We start from the raw sequence: 20,640 nt of genomic DNA, 5'->3' as shown, positions 1-20,640 counted from the left end.
TATCTATGGGAAGATATATGATGAAACGGTTGTTGTTATCCATACCGTTGCTTCTTATCATATCGTTTATTACGTTTGTTTTGATAAATCTTTCACCGATGGATCCTGCCGAAGTCATTCTACATGCGCGGGAAATCCCACAAATAACAGATGCGCTAATTGTTCAAACGAAAGATGAATTGGGGCTGGACAGACCATTCTTGGTTCGATATTTCCATTGGTTTGTTGCCTGTTTGCAGCTCGATTTTGGAAATTCTTATATTACAGGGAAACCAGTATGGTCCTTATTGGGCCCAGCTTTTCTGAACACATTAAAGTTAACGTTTATTTCATCTGTCGTCATTATTTTATTGTCAATCTTGTTAGGCGTTGCTTGTGCATTGAGAGAAGGAAAGTGGTTAGATAAATCGATCAGAGGCGTAGCATTCTTTCTGACAGCTATGCCTGCTTATTGGCTTGGATCGCTGATGATTTGGTACTTTTCTGTCAAACTCGATTTATTGCCTACAAGCGGAATGAATTCATATCAGAGCTATATCTTGCCAGTTTCGGTGATTTCGATCAGTTATACCGGCATTTACTTCAGAAACGTCAGAAACGCCATGTTGAGTAACTTAAATGAAGATTATGTGCTGTACGGTAGGGCTTGTGGCTTATCAGAACTCAAAATTATCAAGCATATCTTAAGAAATTCTTTGCAAGTTGCTGTCTCTATCTTGGGCATGGCGATACCTACGATACTGGGTGGAACAGTTGTTATCGAGAATGTGTTTGCATGGCCGGGATTAGGAAGTCTGAGCGTGAAATCCATTTTGGGTAGAGATTTTCCAATTATTCAAGCATATGTACTCATCTTGGCAGTGGCCTTTGTAGGCTTTAACACGATTTCCGATCTTATCAATGCTGCGTTAAACCCGAAATTAAGGAAGGATATCTAATGAAGGTTGTAAACCGATTAATCAAAGATAAAATCGCAATGATTTCTTTGGCCATAATAGCTGGAACTATATTTGTCGGTCTATGCGCGCCCTTCATTGCGCCACATGATCCTGAAGAAGTCCATATGAATCTTCGATATGCAGATCAATCGTGGAACTACCTGTTAGGAAATGATCATTTGGGGAGATGCATCTTATCTAGAATCATATATGGAATACGACCAAGCGTTCTTTGGGTGTCCGTTGCTTTATTCATATCTGTATGCATTGGATCGATATTGGGCTTTCTTGCTGGTTATTTAAAAGGCGGAGTGGACGCATGGATAATGAGAATTTGTGATATTATGCTTTCATTTCCTGGATATGTGATGACGCTGGCTATTGTTGGAATCTTGGGAACAGGTCTTGCAAATATTCTGATTGCATTTATTTTGATGAAATGGGCGTGGTTCGCCAGAGTTATCCGAACTTCCGTCATGCAGTATTCGGAACTAGATTATGTGAAGTTTTCCAAAGTAACTGGCGTTAGTCATATGAAAATCATCTATAGGCACATACTTCCGGTTACATTTTCCGATATCGCAGTTATCTCGAGCAGTGCCATGTGCTCAATGATATTGCAAATGTCAGGGTTTTCATTTCTAGGTCTAGGTATCCAGGCACCGCATGCAGAATGGGGGATGATGATGAACGAAGCGAGAAACGTTATGTTCTCAAAACCGCAGCTCATGATAGCACCAGGCTTGGCCATCATCCTAGTTGTTTCGGCATTTAATTTCTTGTCTGATTCTCTTCAAGTTGCTCTGGATCCCAAATTAAATGCTTCCGCAAAAAGAATGCAATTAAAAGAGGTGGCCATTTAAACGATGAATCTGTTGGAAGTGGAGCAACTGAAAATTTGGGATGCTAATACAAACGAAATCATTGTTTCAAATAACTCCTTTCATTTAAAACAAGGAAGCTGTCTGGCAATCGTAGGTGAAAGCGGAAGCGGTAAGTCACTGACTTGCCGAGCTATTATGAAATTGAACAAACCTTGGATTCATCAATCCGGTGAGATCCGTTTCAAGGGGGAGGATATTCTTGCTCTTTCAGAAAAGAAGATGAGCAAAATAAGAGGCAAACATATTGGCATGATTGTTCAAAACGGAATGCGCGCCTTTGACCCTTCGAGTGTTGTCGGTGTCCATTTAAGAGAAACAATTGCCCAGCATTTCGATTGGAATAAGAAAGAAATGGAAGAGAAAATAATTCATGCAATGGAAAGCGTCATGCTGAAGAATCCAATTGAGATCTTGAATAAATACCCATTTGAATTGTCGGGAGGGATGCTCCAGCGGATGATGATTGCATTGGCGCTTGTGCTCGAGCCTGAGATTATCATAGCGGATGAACCGACTACAGCGCTTGATACCATCTCACAGTTTGAGGTTGTTGAACAATTGAGACGAATGCGGGATAGAACCGGCTGTTCGATGATCCTTATTTCCCATGATTTAGGGATTGTTAAGAAAATAGCGGATGAAGTTTTGGTTATGAAAGAAGGTGCTGTTATGGAAAGAGGGTCTACCCAAACCCTTTTTGCAGAAGCGCAACATCCGTATACACAATATCTGGTGTCCACCCGATTGGCATTGAGTTCCCATTTCAAAAAGATCATGGAGGAGAGGATGCTCATTGCTAATCGTTGACGGTGTTGAGAAATCGTACCGGAAGGTTGGATTTTTTTCTAATAAGAAACAACAAATTTTGAAGAATATCAGTTTCTCCTTTCATCATGGTGATTGTCTGGCCATTATTGGAGAAAGCGGAAGCGGAAAGTCTACGTTAGGACGGTTGATAGCAGGAATTGAGAAGCCCGATTGTGGGTCAATTCTGTTCGAGGGAAAGAATGTGGCACACAGAACCGTAAGAGCAGGCAACATCAGCATGGTTTTCCAAGACTATACTTCCTCTATTAATCCCTTTTTTACCGTTGAACAAGCTATTATGGAGCCACTGAAGATGCATAACAGGCGTGTAACGGAGAATCATAACAAGTTGGATATTTTATTGAATCAAGTTGGATTGCACTCTTCCTATCGGAATAAGTACCCTCACGAGTTATCTGGAGGAGAGATTCAGCGTGTATGTATAGCCAGGGCCATTTCAACAGAACCCCAATGTTTGATTTTGGATGAAGCGATCAGTTCGCTGGATGTATCTGTTCAATTGCAAGTGCTCGATTTATTAAAGGATTTAAAGGACATTTACAGGATGAGTTATATTTTCATCACCCATGATATTCAAGCTGCCGCCTATCTTTGCAACAAAGTGATTATATTTAGGGATGGGCAAATTGTAGAGATGGTTCCTATGGCACATTTAAATCATGTTCAGTCCGAATACGCGAGAAAATTATTGCAGGCGCAAATCATATTTTAATGTAGGGGGAAGAAACTTTGACTGGAGCGTTATCCTGGCCTTTTATGCGCTTATATATGCTTGCACTTCTTTTTTTTAGCGCCAATTCGATTCTGAATGTCATTATTCCTTTACACGGAGAATCGCTGGGAGCCAGCAATACCGCAATTGGTTTGATCATGGGGGCGTACATGTGTACGGCTATGATTTTCCGCCCGTGGGCAGGCGTTATTATTAAACAACAAGGTCCAATAAAAGTATTACGCATTATCCTTGTTATTAATGGCTTTGCGCTGCTCCTCTATACGTTTAGCGGCCTGGAAGGTTTTTTGATTGCACGCATTTTACAAGGAAGCTCAACAGCTTTCTTTTCAATGGCTTTGCAAATTGGCATTATTGATGCGTTACCAGAGAAAGATCGTTCTCAGGGGATTTCGCTATATTCCTTATTTACGTATATGCCCGGCATTCTTGGCCCTTTGCTCGCAATCGGCATATGGGATGCGGGAGGGATGAGCTACTTCACCATCATGCTTGTAATTATTTCCATCTGTACGGGGGTTTTTGGTTATAGTATTAAAATAGAAAAAGAGAAGAAGCAACCCGCTGAGAGTCAATCAGATCAGGGCATAAGTGTCCTAAAATCATTTGTTCAGCTGGTTAAAAACCCGATTCTATTCAAATGCAGCCTATTAATGCTAGTTGCTTCTTTAGTATTCGGATCCATTACTAACTTCCTCCCGCTTTATGCTGCGCAATTGAACGATGCTAGCGCTGGCATCTATCTCATGCTTCAGGCAGGGGTCGTCGTCTTTGCACGTTTTGCATTACGAAAGAAAATCCCGTCAGACGGGAGATGGCATTCATTTTTTATCATGGGTATTATGTTCATTCTCGCAGCAGCGGCGCAATGCGTAAGTTATTCAATAGTAGGGGGTAGCTTGTATTTCTATACAGGAGCCGTACTAATGGGAATTGCCCAATCACTTCTGTATCCGACTTTAACCACGTATTTAAGCTTTGTTTTGCCGCAAGCGAGCCGCAATGTGTTAATTGGCTTATTCATTGCTATGGCTGATTTAGGCATGTCATTAGGGGGTGTTATTATGGGTCCGATAGCTGATATTACCTCTTACTCGATTATGTATATGATTTGTGCCATGTTAAGCGCGGGGATGATTATTTATGCTTATGATCGACGAAAGATGTTTGTTGGTTATGGCGCACAACGATGAAAGTAATCCACACAATCTGTTTAAGTACAAATAGAGCCCGGCATATAAGCCAGGCTCTTTGCATACCACAGATTGTTCGATTAAATTCTGTCTAGCTCTTCGTTTCCGCAGCATTCGAATCTGCTTGAGATTCATCGGATGCTGGCTCAAGTGTTTCATCTAGCTTCTGGGCTGCCAGGATGGTTACAAGAATGGCTTCCGGATCTGTTAAGATCTCTACATCCTTGCCCGCATCCAACTCGGAAACATGCAATTTATCGCCAATACTCAACTTGCTTATATCCACATCCAAAGAGTTCGGCAACTTATTTGGCATACAACGAATCATGACCTCATGCAGCTCAATCTGCAGCATGCCGCCTTCTTTGGTTCCGAGGGGTTCTCCACTGAAATGAACGGCCACAACAGTATCGAGTTTCTCTTTCATATTGATTTGCAGAAAATCGAGATGTATCAATTGTCCGCTTAAACTGTCCTTTTGAACTTGATGAATCATCACGGGATGCTTTTTCTTGGAAGGCAGGATGACTTCCAGAATCGCGTGTGCATTGGTTTTAAGTGCAGTGCGGATGACTTTCTCCTCAACAGCGATATGCTCGTTTTTCATTCTGCTGCTGTATACGACTGCCGGAATTTGACCTTGCTTTCTCATCTGTTTCAATGTACCTGTACGGTCTACTAGTTGAATAGAATTACTCATTACGAACACCTCCTGAACGATTGCAAAAGCAGCTAAAAAGCCCTAGTATTATATACCCGCTCCAGAGAAAGTTCAAACATCAATACAAAAGGTAGGCGTATGAACCAAAGAACTAATGAGCAATTGAGAGGTTATCAGAGATGAAGGTCCCACGTAGTCTTTGCGGTAAACCAGCTATGAGCTGCCTTTATTTTTCTCCCTATAATCTTTAGGGCTCATCCCGTAAATTTTCTTAAATAAACGACTATAATACGATAAACTTGATAACCCTGTTACGTACGCAATTTCTTGTATTGGCTGATCCGTACATCTCAACAATTCTAACGAGCGTTCCAAGCGTATCTGACTCATACGATCTATAATGGTTTGACCACTTAATTTTTTGTATTTTCGAGCAAGATGCCCATAACTCATATGGAGGGATGCAGCTAGTCGATGAACGTCTACAGCATAACTTTGATCATCATTCAAATAAATTTCAACCTTACGGAGCAATGAGTGATCAGAATTAGTTTCGATTTCAATCCATCGCTTTCTTTCCGGCGACAACTCTGTTATAGAAAAAATGACTTGAACGATTTGAAGCAAATTGGCAATGGAGGAGCCGTTCTGCTTGGTATTTTCAAAGCATGAGAGCAGAAGACTACCTAACCCAAACTCATCATCGTAGACCCCAGGTTTCCAATTCGATAAGACGTTGAGTTGTTCGAACGTTGAGAACGTATTCACTGGTAAGTCCCCCGTGCCACGATTCACCTTCCATCTTAAGCATGCGCCCTTGTGTGGATTATTGGGTACATAGACATGAGCATGTTCCATCCCCGGTGGTATGAGGAAAAACTCACCTGCGTGAATATCCAACATCGATCCCCCGAAACTCGTTTTCAAATATCCCTCAAACACATAATTGAGCTCATACCACGTGTGGAGGTGCGGTGGGCACTGAGCGAAGCCCGCTGGCACTTCTAGTAAAAAATCAATGATTTCAATGGCAGCATCATTGAGCACTAGGTTTCCACTAAGCATAGTTTGATAAGGTTGGACGTCCGGAAATATGATTCCTTGCGGATGAAGTGGATTCAATAGACTCATTAAGATCACCTTTATGAAAAATTAGAAAGTATGCTTTTAGTATAGCACAACCTTCTTTGCATGTTATTTTTGTTCAAAAGCTTGTCATTCCAGTGAATATACTTAGGTATTATATTTTGAGAAAATGTAAGCAGATGACAAACCATACATGACAAAAGAGGAGAGATTACCATCCGAAAGCTTCATTTATTAAGCAATGCGCATTTAGACCCCGTATGGCAATGGGAGTGGGAAGAAGGAGCGGCAGCTGCGGTTTCAACTTTTCGTGCGGCAGCAGCATTTTGCGAAGAATTTGAGGGGTACATATTCAACCATAATGAAGCGTTGCTATACAAATGGATTGAGGAGTATGAGCCTTCTTTATTCCTTAAAATACAAGGCCTCGTACAAGCAGGCAAGTGGCACATCATGGGAGGGTGGTACTTACAGCCTGATTGTAATATGCCTTCCGGAGAATCGATCGTCAGGCAAATTTTGCTTGGGCGGACTTATTTCAAAGACAAATTTGGTGTAAGTCCAACCACAGCTATTAATTTTGACTCCTTCGGGCACTCGCGAGGTCTCGTACAGCTCATGCGAAAAGCAGGATTTGATTCCTACCTATTCATGCGACCGGATGACCGCGTAGCTGGCCCAGCGCAAGATTTCGTCTGGGTGGGGTTCGATGGCTCCGAAGTACTTGCTCATCAAATCCAAGATGGGCATAACACGCTGCTTGGTCAAGCACACATTAAAATCGAAGAGAGAATTAACAAGCAAACACCTCAGGATTTAGAGCTTGTTCTTTGGGGGGTCGGAAATCATGGTGGCGGGCCTTCTCGTCTAGATCTAAACCATATCGGGGCATTGATTGAGTCAACGAAAGGTAAAGTAGAGGTCGTACATTCAACACCAGAAGCTTACTTTGTGGATCTCGCAAGGAAAGCGGATGCTCTGCCACGCCATGAACGAGATTTGAATCGACGTTTTGTCGGATGCTACACCTCGATGATCCGAATCAAACAAAAGCATCGTCAGCTAGAGAATGAGCTGTACCAAACAGAAAAAATGCTTTCATCAGCCGCTATGCAAGGATACCTTCGTTACCCACAGGAAGAGCTCAAGGATGCGTTCCATGATCTGATGGTGGCTGAATTTCATGATATTTTACCAGGGACTTCGATTCAGCCAGCAGAAGAAGCTTCCCTTCGTTTAATGGATCATGGGTTGGAGATTGCTTCAAGGTTGAAAGCGCGTGCATTCTTCGCCTTATCTAGTGGTCAACGAGAGGCTGCTGAAGGTGAGTACCCGATTCTCATCTATAACCCGCATCCTTATCCTGTTCGTGGTGTCTTTGAATGTGAATTCATGCTTGCCGATCAAAACTGGCAGAATCAATTCTCTATGCCAGTCGTGTATCAGGATAGCATTCGTATTCTGTCCCAAGCTGAGAAGGAACACAGTAATCTAAATTTGGACTGGCGCAAAAGAGTTGTGTTTGAGGCACAATTATCTCCATCCGCAATGAATCGATTCGATTGTCGGATCGAATTACTGTCTTCGAAGCCACAACCTCAAGTGGAGCTCCAAGATGGAAATATCCTTTTCCGCTCAACGTCGCTACATGTAGTCATTAATACCAAAACAGGGTTGATGGATCAGTATGTCGTAGAGGGGATCCCTTATTTGAAAGAGAATGCCTTTCAAGCATTGGTCGTTACCGATAATGGGGACCCTTGGCGAATGGATACGGATGGATTCGAGCCTGTGAAAGGGACTTTTCGTCTTATGTCGCCTGAAGAAGGGACGAAACTCTCAGGTATCTCAGAAGGAATTCTCCCCTCTGTCAGGGTTATTGAAGATGGTGAAGTACGTACCGTCATTGAATCACTGTTCGAGTACGGCCATTCCGCGGTCGTCCTCACTTACAAACTACCCAAAACTGGAACGGAAGTAGAGGTCCATGTACGTGTATTGTGGCAAGAGAAGGACACGATGCTGAAGCTTGCGATTCCAACCATACTCCATGAGGGCAGATATGTGGGACAGACAATCTATGGTGTGCAGTCTCTTGAAACGGATGGTACAGAAGTTGTTGCACAAAAATGGACAGCTCTCGTGTCCGACAGTGGCAATGGCGCAGTCACATTAATTAATGATGGCATCTATGGATCAGATTGCTCAAATGGGGTAATTAGACCATCTTTATTGCGAGGGGCTGCTTATACAGCACACCCAATCCTTGACCGACCTTTGATGCCAGATGATCGCTTCTCGCCGCGAATCGATCAAGGTGAACGAATGTTCAGATTCTGGTTGAATGCCGGCACCAAGTCAAATAGGCTCGCACTGATTGACCGCGAGGCACTTCAATGGAATGAGAAGCCGTATGCACTTTCCTTTTTTCCTCATGGAGGAGGGCAGATACCTGATTCCGCTATCCAACTTACTGATGATGTGATCCAGATGACGGCATTCAAGCGTGCCGAGCATAGTGAAGATACGTATATCTTACGATTTTCCGAACCGACTGGGATACCAAGATCAACGGTGGTTAGGATTCCGAGCATGAACTTGGAAATTCCCCTTGATTTCAATGGCTTTGAAGTAAAGACGTGTAAGCTAGATTTGCAAAAGAGTACCCTAATTGAATGCGAATTACTGGGATAATAGGCGAGAATGGATCGACAGCCAAGAATCTGGTGTCTTACTGGCAAAGAACGATAGCAGAATAAGCAGGGAGCAGATTGCCGCGGCAACTGCTCCCTGTTTTCATTAAAGTAACGAATGACCGTTGCCTATATGCAGTCATTTTGCAACTTGAATAATGTTAATAGCAATGATAATATTAGATTATTAGATAATTATCTAAAAGTATAAAAATGTTGATCGTCCGCAACAATCCTCAAATTACTTTGAACTTTTTTCTAGAATTATCGTAATGTTATGTTGAAAATTTCTCATTTTGGAGGTACTTACTTATGAAAATGAATTCTACACTTCCCTTAAAAGTAATCTCGGCTATGCTGACCTTAACCGTCAGTCTCCCGACCGTCTCAAGTGCTGCGACCAGTAAGACGTTGGCGGTTACTCCCGCTTCACATGTCCAAATTGCTGCTGACCGTTCAACGCAAAACGTACCCTTACGTGCAGTTGTTGAAACACTTGGTGGCGAAGTGTTATGGGACGAAACCAGCTCGTCTGTTAGTGTCAAATATCTCGGACATGCATTATCCTTGAAAATCGGGAGCAATGAAGCTGTAATCGACGGCAAGGCAATTACTTTGCCGGCAGCGTCACAGCTCGTAGAAGGACGCACCATTTTTGCGCTCCGTACTCTCAATGAAGCACTCGGTACCACAATCGGTTGGGACGACCAGGCACAAGCTATCATCTTTGATAAAACGGATCTCACAGGCAAAGCGACGGCTTTTATTGCCTCCGCTTTGGGCTCATCGCCAAACAGTTCGACACAGTTTTTTAGCGCCAATCTGGGGTCAGTTGCAGCGGCGGAGAGTATCAAACAATTTTTCGGAAACGTATCAAGTCAACTTGGAAGTTATAAAGGTGTAGCCAAACTCACGTCCGACAAAACCATTGTTCACGAAAATGTGAGGCTCACTCTCACTTTTGAAAAAAGCGAAATGCCTTTCATCATCAGATTTAATCATGCAGGAGAGATCGATGACTTTTTGCTCGATGCTTCCGCGGCAATGAAGCTAGAAGGTTACAAACTGCCGAGCTATGCGAATTCGGGAACATATAACGAAAAGGAAGTGATGATCGGTGAAGGTCGCTGGGCTTTACCTGGCACACTGACACTGCCGACAGGAAAAGGTCCACATCCTGTAGTTGTGCTCGTACACGGATCGGGGCCGAGTGACCGCGACGAGTGGCTTGGCGCGCTGAAGCCGTTCAGTGATCTAGCAGTAGGCCTGGCTTCACAGGGTATTGCCGTTCTGCGTTACGATAAACGCAGCCTTGAATATCCGGCGCAGCTCAGTCATTTGCCAGATATGACGATGAAAGAAGAAGCGCTCGATGATGCGCTTACCGCCGTTAAACAAATGAGCAGCACCGAAGGCATCGATCCGAAACAGATTTATGTACTCGGACACAGCCAAGGAGGTTTCATGATGCCGCGTCTTATAGAAGCGGATAAAGATAAACAAATTGCAGGTACGGTTCTAATGTCTGCACCAGGCGGCTCCTTTTTCGACTTATTGGAAGAGCAATTTTCTTATCTCGTAGATCTGAAACAGATGCCTCCCCAATCGTTGGACTTTTATAAAGGGCAGTTTGCCATCTTGAAGGACCCTAACTTATCCACCGCCAACCCTCCGAAAGAATATTCGCTCGGATATTGGTTTATGGACTTACGCGGTTATGAGCCCGCTGAAATGGCGAAGAATCAGACAGGGAAAATGCTCGTCCTACAGGGAGGGCGCGATTATCAAGTCATGCCGGAGCAGCTTGATATCTGGAAGAACAACTTGAAGGATCGGAAAGACGTTACTTATCGACTGTACCCAAAACTCAATCACTTATATACCGAAGGCGAGGGAGCCATGAGCACGCCTCAGGAGTACCTCAAGCAGGGTAATATCCCGTCCGAAGTCATCAACGACATCAGTGACTGGGTGAAAAACAATTAAGTTTGCAGAATAGTTAAAGGAGTACTAATCCTCAATGATACCGATCCAACATCCAATCACAGCTTATTTATTGTTATACAACTGTCCGATTTTTGTTATACAGGCCGCAAACCGTGAATAAAACTGTTTTAGAAGATATAGCACAGAGGATTAGTTGCCTTTTCTGGATACACGTATATGAATAATAATTATCGTAAATTGCATTTGGGTACCTTATAACATATAACTCAACTCAACAAGGAGCAGTATGCCGCGCGGCAACTGCTCCTTGTTGAGTAAACTGTTTTACAAAAAAAGGTAACATTCTATTTTTGGCGAATTATTTATTTAACAATTAATCTAGTATTGTGTAGGTTCGTTTCTTAGACGAGTCGAGGTGGGACAAGTATGAGTAATAAAATACAAAAACAATTTACAAAAGAAATGAAAAAAATTTCAAGGCAAGAGTCACGAAGAAAGAATAGATTTTACAGTTTTTTGGAAAGAGATATTATTAATGGATATTATGCGATTAAGAAGAGGGAAACCAGCAAGTTTGTTTTGTTTTTCATTAAGATAATGCAATTAATTATGAGTGCAATTATTCTTGTTTTCGGCATGTTGTTGGCAGTTGCGATAACAAAACTTGAAATAACAATGGCATTCTTTTTAACATCTTTCATATCATTAACTTTATTAATTTTTGGATGTATACATCCTAATACTATTTGGGCTGCTCACAGAAGAATTCCTAGGAGAAAGGTATTAAAATTATTTGGCATAACATCACTATCTAGTTTATTTCTTGGTATAGTATTATCAGTAACAATTCAATAAATCTAAGGAGGCGAAGATGAACGAAACCGCTTTTGATATGAAGTTATTTGAGAGCTACAAGCCGGGATTAACCTCGTATTGTTATCGAATGTTGGGATCCATTGATGATGCGGACGATGCTGTACAGGAAACCTATATTCGGGCATGGCAGAGCTGGAATCTATTCAGACAGGAGTCATCTATTAAAACATGGATCTACCGCATAGCGTCAAACTTATGCCTGGACAAGCTGAGGCAAGCGAAGCGCCGTATGCTTCCTGTTGACTTGTCCGACCCGGCGATCAAGATTGTCGAACCGAACGAAACGCTGCCAGACTCGTCCTGGATTTGGCCATCACCCGGATTTGGAGAAAATCCAGAAGATGCTTACGTTCGCAAGGATACCCTTCAGCTGTGCTTTATCGCACTCTTGCAAACCTTGCCGCCTCGTCAACGCGCGGTTCTTATTCTGAAGGATGTCTATGAATGGTCTTCGAAACAAATTGCGGAAACGTTGGGAATGTCACCGGCAGCGGCGAACAGCGCCCTGCAACGAGCCAGGGAGACGATGGAACGAACTCGTCTTCGCTCCGATGAATTTAGTAAGATGAATGTCAATCCCGACCAGAGTCTTCTCTCGCGGTATGTGGAAGCGTTTGAGCAATTCGATATCCAAGCGCTTGTGTCGTTGTTCCATGAGGAAGGTTGTATGTCCATGCCGCCTTTTGCCATGTGGATAAGCGGACAAGAAGATTTGTCCGCGTTTTTTGCACTTACGCGTTGGCATTGCGAGGGATCCAAATTTTTACCAACTACAGTGAATGGCGGTTATCCCGCTCTGGCGCAGTATATGCCCGGTAAAGAGGCATCCGTCCTGGTTCCTTGGGGCATTCACGTGATTGAAGTGAAAGATAATCGGATATTCCATGTCCAAAATTTTATAAATGCAAAATTATTTTCCCGATTAGGGCTTCCGGAGCAAATAGACCGATGAATTCGGAGATTGGCATTCGTCTATATTAATGAGAAACAAAATTCCCGTAAAGAGGTGTCCTTCACAATGGAAACAAGCAACTCAACAAAAGTAACAGTAGAGACTGTCATTCAAGCTCCCGTAGCAAAAGTATGGAGCTATTGGACCGAGCCGGACCACATTACAAAGTGGAATCAACCTTCCGAGGAATGGCATGCGCCAAGAGCGGAGAATGATTTGCGGGCAGGCGGCGAATTCCTGACAAGGATGGAAGCGAAGGATGGCAGTATGGGTTTTGATTTTAGCGGGATTTACGACGAAGTGAAGCTGTATGAGACGATTGTTTACACACTGGGAGACGGACGGAAAGTAGATATTGCATTCATTGATCAAGGCGAGTCCACGAAGGTCGTTGAAATCTTCGATGCTGAGAACACTCACCCCGTTGAATTCCAACAGGCGGGTTGGCAAGCAATTCTGGATAGTTTTAAACGATATACGGAAGAATTATAAGAATAACGAAACGGGCTCTGCCTCCTTGGGACGGCAGAGCCCGTTTTTCCTTTGATGAAAGACAAAATCCAGCTTCGTTAATTCTGTTCCCTCCCCATTTTTGTTATTGTGTGCTACCACCGGAAGACGATAGTCATCACGACATGAAGGGCAGTAGAACTTGGTGGTATTTATGCTTAGGTTCATAGTAAATTAGCCAACAACCGCATTGAGTTGTTGGCTAATTTACTATTTCAAAAATATGTTAATTTTTGAAGTGATACGATATAGAGGAATTCCAAAATATAGTATAATAAAGAGGAATTTATAGTAAATTAGGTCATTATTAGTGGAGGAATATGGAGCAATCAAACGATGACCACAACATTAGTAATGAAATTAAGAGAACCAAAAAAAATGTGTTTAGATTTTTGCTTTTAATTGGATTTCTGTTCATTGGTTTAATTTGCTATGGGATATTCTGGGCCTTCTTTGACATGAATCGGCTACCGGCAGGTGAATTAATTGAACAATCACACTCCCCAAACGGGAAATATACAATTAATACGTATGTTTCAAATGGAGGAGCAACGACTAACTTTGCTATAAGAGCAGAACTTGTTTCTAACAAAAGCTCGAAGAAAAAAAATATTTATTGGAATTATAGAGAAGAGAACGCAAATATCGTATGGGTTGACGATGATACTGTTAACATTAATGGTCATGTTTTAAGATTGCCAAATGAGAAATTCGATTTTAGGCGAGAGTGAATTGTCAATTCACGGAATTCAGCTAAAGGAAATCAATAGCCAAATATAAATGAAGAGTTTGTAAGTAAATGATGAAAGGGAAATATTTGTATGAGTCGTAAGAGTGTGGTTGCTGGGATACTTTTATCCTTGGTTATACCAATGATCATGTATTTCGCAATTAAGGTTATTACTTATTTCGGGAACGCGCAAGAACCCTTAGAAGATTTTCAATATCACGATTCTGCCTTTGTTGTGATACATATTGATCAATTCTTGTATCCTTTTTTTGCTGTTATTATTTTTACTATATATGCAGTATTTTATTTGGTAGCGCGATATGTTAATCGAAAAGGTGATGACTAAATTGAAAAAAGGGATAATAGTTTTTCTAAATGGAACTTCAAGTTCCGGAAAGACTTCCATATCGACAGAACTATTAAAACAAAATGAAATTTCGTTTCATCATTTATCAATTGATGCTTTTTTTAATGGATTGTTTCATGACTACATTGATTTCATTAACACCAAATATGCAGAAGATGCACAAGGCCCAACCCATATAATTATTGACCCATTGATTACTTTATTTTATTCAACAATTAAATTTATGTCGGAAATGGGGACGAATATTGTTGTAGATACCGTAAATGATACTGACGATAGATTTAATACATTTCTAAGTTTACTATTGAATCATCCTGTACTGCTTGTAGGAGTAACTTGCTCGAAAGAGGAGCTTATTAGGAGAGAAAAACTAAGGGGAGATAGAGAGATTGGTCTAGCAATCTCACAGTATGATAAAGTTTATTGCCTTAATGTGTATGACCTTGAGCTAAATTCTGAAACCTTGAGTCCAGATGAATGCGCCAATTTGATATTAAATTTTATTAGATCAAATCGTGAATATTCTGCATTTAAGAAGCTCAACAAAAGAAGCAGTACGGGGTAGTAGTATTTTCTAAAGCTACATAGGAATAGATCTATCCTCATAGAGGTATGGACGTATTGCAAATTTCTAAAATACCATAATTGGAGGAACTCGTGTTGATTTTATAATAAATATTCAAGTATTAATTTTAAAAAGAATTACTTCTTTTTTTTGTATCTAAATACCAAGTACCCTAATAATACGATAATGACTATTATTACGATCTGATAAATTGCTGTGGTTAGCTCAAATTTCATCTTAACCAACTCCCTTATTTGAAATTAACATGGGGACAGATTATATTCAATAATTAATTGGAATAAGAGTCACTTGTAGTTCCTGAGCTATTTACTTTAGTAAATGTACAGTATCATATCCATCGTACATTCCCTTAGGAGTCACGACATTCGTTTTAGTCTGGATAACAGGTGGTTGGATTGTGGAGGTAGATGTAACCACGATAATCCTAGTTAAACGAACTGACTGAAGGAAAATAAAGAACTTGGGAGGTTTGAAATGAAGGTCAAACGAATCGTCGCCAATATAAATACGATGGATATCACAGCAGCAAACTGCTTCTATCAGGATGTGCTCGGCCTTGAATTAATGATGGATCATGGTTGGATAAGAACTTATGGTTTAAACGAGGAGATGAGCATTCAAATAAGTTTCGTCTCAAAGGGTGACTCAGAAACGCCTACACCTGATCTATCAATTGAAGTCGATGATCTCGATGCGACATTAGAGAGCATGAAGAGACATGGTTTTACGATAGAATATGGGCCTGTTAACGAACCTTGGGGCGTTCGACGATTCTATGTCCGCGACCCGTTCGGTAAACTTATCAACATTCTCACTCATGAGCATTGATAAACTAACGGCCAATCGTAAAGGGACGCTGGTTAGTTTAAAAGGCCGACCTTATTGGATCGGTTGCCTTTTCTCAACGAATGGGCAACACATTACGAAGTCCGCGTAATCCGCGGGCTTTTTTAGTTATCAGCAAGTTCTATTCATTAGGCTATAGTCGATAAGCAGTAGACTGACTCGTAACTAAACTAACGGATAGCATTCTCCTATTATGAGGAAATCCGACAGAGGAACTTCTCTAATATTACTCCTGATTGTAGGATGAATAATTTAGCGAAATAAGGAAAATATACCAAATACTAAATCTTTTTTTATATCCGGGAGGGATAGCGGTGGAGGTTTCCTTCTCTAGACTGCAAATCGTATTTTTGTTGCTCTTATCGCTTGGCATATCGAATCATGTGCTGATTATTCCTCATCTTCTCCAAGCGGCGAAACGAGATGCATGGTTTAGTATTTTGCTCGCTTACCTAGCTTTGATTGGCTGGAGCTTGATCCTGTATCTTATTTTGAAATCAATAGGTAAGTTATCGTTCTATCTTTGGCTTAAAGGCCGGGTAGGTATGTTGGGACTGTCAATCGTAAGTGGCTGTATTGCTTCTTATTTAATAGCTGCCGGGATCATGATCGTATTTGATACAACAAAGAACGTCAGCATATACTTTCTTCCGAGAACGCCAGATTTCGTTGTCATTTTAAGTTTTATTTATTTGGCTTACATGGCCGCGAAATCGGGCCTCAAAACGATAGTTTATATGTCAACCATGTTGCTGCCAATTGTATGGATGTTAGGAATCGGAGTATCTCTGATGACCAAGAGCAGTAAAGATTATGGCATGCTGCACCCCCTCCTTAAGGAAGGTTTAGGATCTCAACTGTCTGGAGGTGTAGTCGTTTTTGGTGGAAGCATTGATTTGATGGTTTTGCTTTTAATCCAGCATAAACTGAGTAAACCGCTGAATTATGGCGTCATTTTCTTAGTTTTGACGCTACTAATAGGGCTTATTATGGGACCTACGTTAGGATCCTTAGCCGCTTTTGGTCCTTACCAAGCTGCAAACTTGCGCTTTCCTGCTTTTGAACAATGGAGGCTGGTGATGATTGGCAGACAAATCTCTCATGTGGATTTTTTAGCCGCATTTCAGTTGATGGCAGGCAGTATTGTGAGAACTGCTCTGATAATCCATCTCATATCTGAACTGGCGGGTGTCCGATCTCCCAAATATCGACAAGTCGTTATGCTGCTCAGTGCTGCCATCTTGTCGCTTCCTTCGCTATTCAAGGTCAGCGACATCAGGATGCAAGAGATCATCCATAATTATTTTTACACCTATTCGCTCTGGTTCGGAGTTGCTATCACAGCGGTTCTTTTTACGCTAACTTATATTCCGCAACGAAAGGGGAAGGGCAATGAATCCATCACCTGAAGAATTAATGCTATTCGCAGAGCAGGATGCCTGCTTAAAAAATGGAAGTTTGTTGACAGGACAATTGCAAGAAGCATTCATGCCGTATTCGGACATCATTTTTCCAGCAATTCCGCAATTAGAAGTATCCAATCAATTGACTGCTTTCTTCTGCGAAGGCATGATTGATAAGACCGAATTGAATGCGTATTTCACTAGGGCATGTCAGTATATAAACCAGTTATCGATTCATTTAGAGGATGTTCCGAAGTATTCGGAAGAAATGCCTCTATTTGATTTGAATTGGTCATTCAGAGATATGGTTGTAAATATGTTTCGTGGCTGTTTAGTCCTTTATCGGGAAAGTGATACTTACTTTTGGGTGGTAGATATTTCTAAAGTACCCCAACGTGCCATACAGGAATCCAATACGGAAATCTCAATCAAGGGTGCTAAAGATGCTTTCACGGAAGACCTATTTACGAATATATCTCTGATACGGAAACGAATGCAAACAGCATTGTTATTTTGTGAAAAGTTCGTCGTTGGAAGTTTAAGCAAAACTCAAGTATCTCTGCTATATCTGAGTCATAAAGCGAACCCTGCGGTGATTGCAGAAGTGCGTAAACGATTGGAAACCTTTCAAACAGAAAGCATTGTTAGCAGCGGACAGTTGGAACAATGGTTATCCGACCGAACCTTTTCATTGTTTCCCTTGATTGATTATATCGGTCGGCCAGATTTCGTTGTTGAAACGCTGCTGAGAGGAAGATTCGCAATAGTGGTTGATGGGTCACCTATGGTACTCATCGGACCGGCTAACTTCCTTGAATTGTTAAAGACACCTGAAGATGTTCATTTTCCTTATCATTATGTGATGTTTCAACGGATACTCAGGTTATTGGGGCTGTTGCTTAGTATTTTTTTGCCAGGCTTTTGGATCTCAATAGCGAGCGTAAATCTAGACCAGATGCCATTTATGCTCCTATCGACGGTAGTCCTTTCCCGTGAAGGGGTTCCACTACCTTCGTTTCTTGAAGCGTTACTTCTGATATTTCAGTTTGAATTGCTTCGGGAAGCAGGTGTTCGACTGCCTAAGGCCGTTGGACAAACGATCGGAATTGTAGGAGGGCTAATTATAGGAGATTCCCTCATTAGGGCTGGCCTTGCATCTCCGACATTGCTTGTAGTCATAGCACTTTCCACAGTAGCGTCGTTTAGTCTGGTGAATCAATCTTTGGCCGGCACTGTAAGTGTGGTCAGGGTGTTTATTTTTATAATTTCTTCCTATCTTGGCATTTACGGCTTTATTCTGAGCATGTTCTTGCTATTGATCTATCTCTGCCGACTTGAGTCATTTGGATTGTCTTATCTCGAACCGATATCATCATTACGAATGAAGGACTGGCTAACTGCGTTCATCCTTGATCCGTTCAGGAGATCACGAGTTTCTTCAGATATGCTAAATAAACGGAAAAGGTGAAAGCGTTGAAGCATAAACGGCTATGTATACTAGTTGTGGTGCTTGGATTATTGGTGGAAACGGGCTGCGCCACTGATGTCAAGGATATTGATAAGATAAATTATGCATCTACCATAGGTGTGGATTACAAGGATGGGAAATATCATGGCTATATCCAATTCAATGATTTTCAGACCGTTGCCAAAACAACCGATACGCAGAGGTCGTCTGCAAAAATTTGGGTGGGTGAGGGAGTTGGGGATTCCTTTGAAGAATCTCTTTTTGATCTTTATCGAACGTCGCAGGAAATAATTTTTTGGGGTCATGTGACTGCTATTTTGATTAGCGAAGCGGCATTTAAGCAAGGCATTCGAAGTATCTACGATAGTTTTGTCCGATATTATGAGTTTCGACTGACCCCTTGGGTGTATGGGACGCGAGAATCAGTAAAGGATATTCTAAGCACAGGCGGTTTTTTTGGACAATCTCCACTTAGTACCATTCTTCATGAACCGACTGGGAATTACTCGCAAACTTCCTATATTAAGCCTATCAAACTTCATAGATTAATCAGTCAGATGAATGAGAATGGCTTTACCTCATGCATTCCGACCCTAGCTGTAAACAAGAAGAACTGGGTGGAAAAAAAGAATAAAGAACCTAAACTGATGATCGATGGGGCGATATTCCTAAAAAATGAATTTTACAAAAGCTATATTCCATTAGAAGAATTGACCGGACTTCGATGGATACAGGCTGGTTCTGTACGAGCGGGTGTTTCAGTTCCGAGTAAGACGGAGCCATCAGTTCAAATCGTTATCGAAAATCCCAAAACTAAGCTAAAGATGGTCAAGATAGATGATCAGCCACAATATAATATTGATATGAAAGCGTCAGGATATGTAGTCAGCCGAACCAATAATAACTTGCTGGGGTTGCAACAATTAACTCAGAAGTCGACAGAGGATATCGTAAAAGAAATCCGAAAAACATTTATGGAAGGTCTGAAAAGGAAGACGGATATCTATAATCTTGAATACGATTTATTCCGTTACCATTATCAAGAGTGGAAAGCCACTTCCCAGGTGGAGGGGACGTTGTTAAATGAAAATGAGATCCGAGATATCCATATCGACTTAAATATAAAGCATACTGGTAATGGAAAGAATTCGACTATAAATAGAAGCAAGTAAACTGTAATCCTGCCCGAACGGCTCTTCGCCGCCGCGAAAACGAGTGGTAGACTCATTAAGCTATTGGGCAGATTATTTTTTTATAGGAGTGTAGTTCACCATCAAATACTACTCGTATGGAAAAGAATCTAGATAAATAATATACTAGCTATAACTGTTTTTTGAAGAGGTGAATCTAATGGATGAAATCAATGAATCAAAAGAAATTGTATTACAAATCGGTGTTGCCTTGAAAAAGTACAGAAAAGAAAAAAACATGAACTTAGACGACTTATCGGAGCTAACGGGCGTAAGCAAACTTACTCTGGGGAATATCGAACGTGGCGAGACAAATCCAACTTTGGGGATAATATGGAAAATATCAAAAGGTATATCTTTACCGCTATTGGCTTTGTTCAAATCAGAAGATTCTGCTAGTATGTATCGAGCAGGTGAAGGACTGCGGTTTTCAAATGATCAAAAAAATTGGATCATTGAACCAATCTTTAAAAGTAACGATATTGAAATGTGTCGGGCTTACTTACAACCTAATAGCTCGTATCAGCCTGAAGGACATCATGTCAAAACAACTGAAATTGCGACAGTCATGACTGGTTCCATTGAAATTCAAGTCAATGGGGAGATTTACACATTGAATCAATATGATACGATCAGTTTTCGTGCAGATTGTCCTCATTCTTATACCAATCATACGGATAACGAAACAGTGCTCCATATATCCTTAAAGTACGATTTCTAAAATCGAAAACTCCACTTATTATATACAA

18 protein-coding genes and 1 pseudogene are annotated in these 20,640 nt (G+C 41.3%); 17 read left to right on the top strand and 2 right to left on the bottom strand.

All coding sequences use genetic code 11. The features are described from left to right. Positions 1-5: 5 nt before the first annotated feature. The 5 genes from opp1B to cntE are packed head-to-tail and all read left to right on the top strand — an operon-like array spanning position 6 to position 4,576. Positions 6-938, top strand: coding sequence for a nickel/cobalt ABC transporter permease (gene opp1B, locus HQN88_RS03805; RefSeq protein ID WP_173108921.1), 933 nt, complete (start codon positions 6-8; stop codon positions 936-938). Then, a complete protein-coding gene (gene cntC / locus HQN88_RS03800) occupies positions 938-1,801 on the top strand; it encodes a staphylopine uptake ABC transporter permease subunit CntC (RefSeq protein ID WP_173108920.1) in 864 nt (287 codons plus the stop codon). The genes opp1B and cntC overlap by 1 nt, the downstream gene beginning before the upstream one ends. A 3-nt stretch (positions 1,802-1,804) precedes the next feature. After that, positions 1,805-2,629: a staphylopine uptake ABC transporter ATP-binding protein CntD gene (cntD, locus tag HQN88_RS03795; protein ID WP_173108919.1), complete on the top strand. Its 825-nt coding sequence runs from the start codon at positions 1,805-1,807 to the stop codon at positions 2,627-2,629. Next, entirely contained in the window at positions 2,616-3,362 is a 747-nt protein-coding gene (locus HQN88_RS03790; protein WP_173108918.1) for an ABC transporter ATP-binding protein, read from the top strand. Before cntD ends, HQN88_RS03790 begins: the two co-directional genes overlap by 14 nt. Positions 3,363-3,379: 17 nt before the next feature. After that, positions 3,380-4,576 carry a staphylopine family metallophore export MFS transporter CntE gene (gene cntE / locus HQN88_RS03785; protein ID WP_173108917.1) on the top strand — a complete coding sequence of 399 codons (1,197 nt, stop codon included), beginning with the start codon at positions 3,380-3,382 and terminating at the stop codon, positions 4,574-4,576. Between the two features lie 91 nt (positions 4,577-4,667). On the opposite strand, the gene HQN88_RS03780 is transcribed toward cntE, so the two are convergent. Both HQN88_RS03780 and HQN88_RS03775 read right to left on the bottom strand, forming a co-directional pair. Then, complete coding sequence (locus HQN88_RS03780) at positions 4,668-5,276, bottom strand: 50S ribosomal protein L25 (protein ID WP_173108916.1); 609 nt, start codon at positions 5,274-5,276, stop codon at positions 4,668-4,670. Positions 5,277-5,450: 174 nt separating this feature from the next. Continuing rightward, positions 5,451-6,368 (bottom strand): AraC family transcriptional regulator, encoded by a 918-nt coding sequence (locus HQN88_RS03775; RefSeq protein ID WP_173108915.1) that lies wholly within the window; start codon positions 6,366-6,368, stop codon positions 5,451-5,453. Between the two features lie 144 nt (positions 6,369-6,512). Between HQN88_RS03775 and HQN88_RS38260 the strand changes: the two genes are divergently transcribed. From HQN88_RS38260 to HQN88_RS03715, 12 genes and pseudogenes are all read left to right on the top strand, one after another. Beyond that, positions 6,513-9,017, top strand: a complete 2,505-nt coding sequence (locus HQN88_RS38260) for a glycoside hydrolase family 38 N-terminal domain-containing protein (protein WP_337995227.1) — start codon at positions 6,513-6,515, stop codon at positions 9,015-9,017. A gap of 311 nt (positions 9,018-9,328) precedes the next feature. Then, positions 9,329-11,002 (top strand): alpha/beta hydrolase family protein, encoded by a 1,674-nt coding sequence (locus HQN88_RS03765; protein WP_173108914.1) that lies wholly within the window; start codon positions 9,329-9,331, stop codon positions 11,000-11,002. A 387-nt stretch (positions 11,003-11,389) separates the two neighbouring features. Further along, entirely contained in the window at positions 11,390-11,818 is a 429-nt protein-coding gene (locus tag HQN88_RS03760; protein ID WP_173108913.1) for a hypothetical protein, read from the top strand. Positions 11,819-11,828: 10 nt separating this feature from the next. Continuing rightward, positions 11,829-12,791, top strand: a pseudogene (locus HQN88_RS03755) (sigma-70 family RNA polymerase sigma factor); the annotation flags it as partial. A 66-nt stretch (positions 12,792-12,857) separates the two neighbouring features. Further along, the gene (locus HQN88_RS03750) at positions 12,858-13,283 is read left to right on the top strand and encodes an SRPBCC family protein (RefSeq protein ID WP_173108911.1); all 426 of its coding nucleotides are present in this window, start codon (positions 12,858-12,860) and stop codon (positions 13,281-13,283) included. 338 nt (positions 13,284-13,621) lie between these two features. After that, on the top strand, positions 13,622-14,032 hold the full coding sequence (locus HQN88_RS03745; protein WP_173108910.1) for a DUF5412 domain-containing protein: 411 nt from the start codon (positions 13,622-13,624) through the stop codon (positions 14,030-14,032). Between the two features lie 346 nt (positions 14,033-14,378). Next, entirely contained in the window at positions 14,379-14,963 is a 585-nt protein-coding gene (locus HQN88_RS03740; RefSeq protein ID WP_173108909.1) for a chloramphenicol phosphotransferase CPT family protein, read from the top strand. Positions 14,964-15,458: 495 nt separating this feature from the next. Beyond that, positions 15,459-15,812, top strand: a complete 354-nt coding sequence (locus HQN88_RS03735) for a VOC family protein (protein ID WP_173108908.1) — start codon at positions 15,459-15,461, stop codon at positions 15,810-15,812. 332 nt (positions 15,813-16,144) lie between these two features. Then, entirely contained in the window at positions 16,145-17,239 is a 1,095-nt protein-coding gene (locus tag HQN88_RS03730) for a GerAB/ArcD/ProY family transporter (RefSeq protein ID WP_173108907.1), read from the top strand. Then, positions 17,223-18,701, top strand: a complete 1,479-nt coding sequence (locus tag HQN88_RS03725; RefSeq protein WP_246320039.1) for a spore germination protein — start codon at positions 17,223-17,225, stop codon at positions 18,699-18,701. Before HQN88_RS03730 ends, HQN88_RS03725 begins: the two co-directional genes overlap by 17 nt. Next, positions 18,698-19,873: a Ger(x)C family spore germination protein gene (locus HQN88_RS03720; protein ID WP_274320452.1), complete on the top strand. Its 1,176-nt coding sequence runs from the start codon at positions 18,698-18,700 to the stop codon at positions 19,871-19,873. The genes HQN88_RS03725 and HQN88_RS03720 overlap by 4 nt, the downstream gene beginning before the upstream one ends. Before the next feature lie 178 nt (positions 19,874-20,051). Continuing rightward, positions 20,052-20,612 (top strand): helix-turn-helix domain-containing protein, encoded by a 561-nt coding sequence (locus tag HQN88_RS03715; protein ID WP_173108905.1) that lies wholly within the window; start codon positions 20,052-20,054, stop codon positions 20,610-20,612. Positions 20,613-20,640 lie beyond the last annotated feature (28 nt).

The sequence above is a fragment of the Paenibacillus qinlingensis genome (assembly GCF_013204845.1).
GTDB lineage: Bacteria > Bacillota > Bacilli > Paenibacillales > NBRC-103111 > Paenibacillus_E > Paenibacillus_E qinlingensis.
Note: the sequence above shows the minus strand (reverse complement) of the source record. Positions and strands in the feature narration are given on the sequence as shown.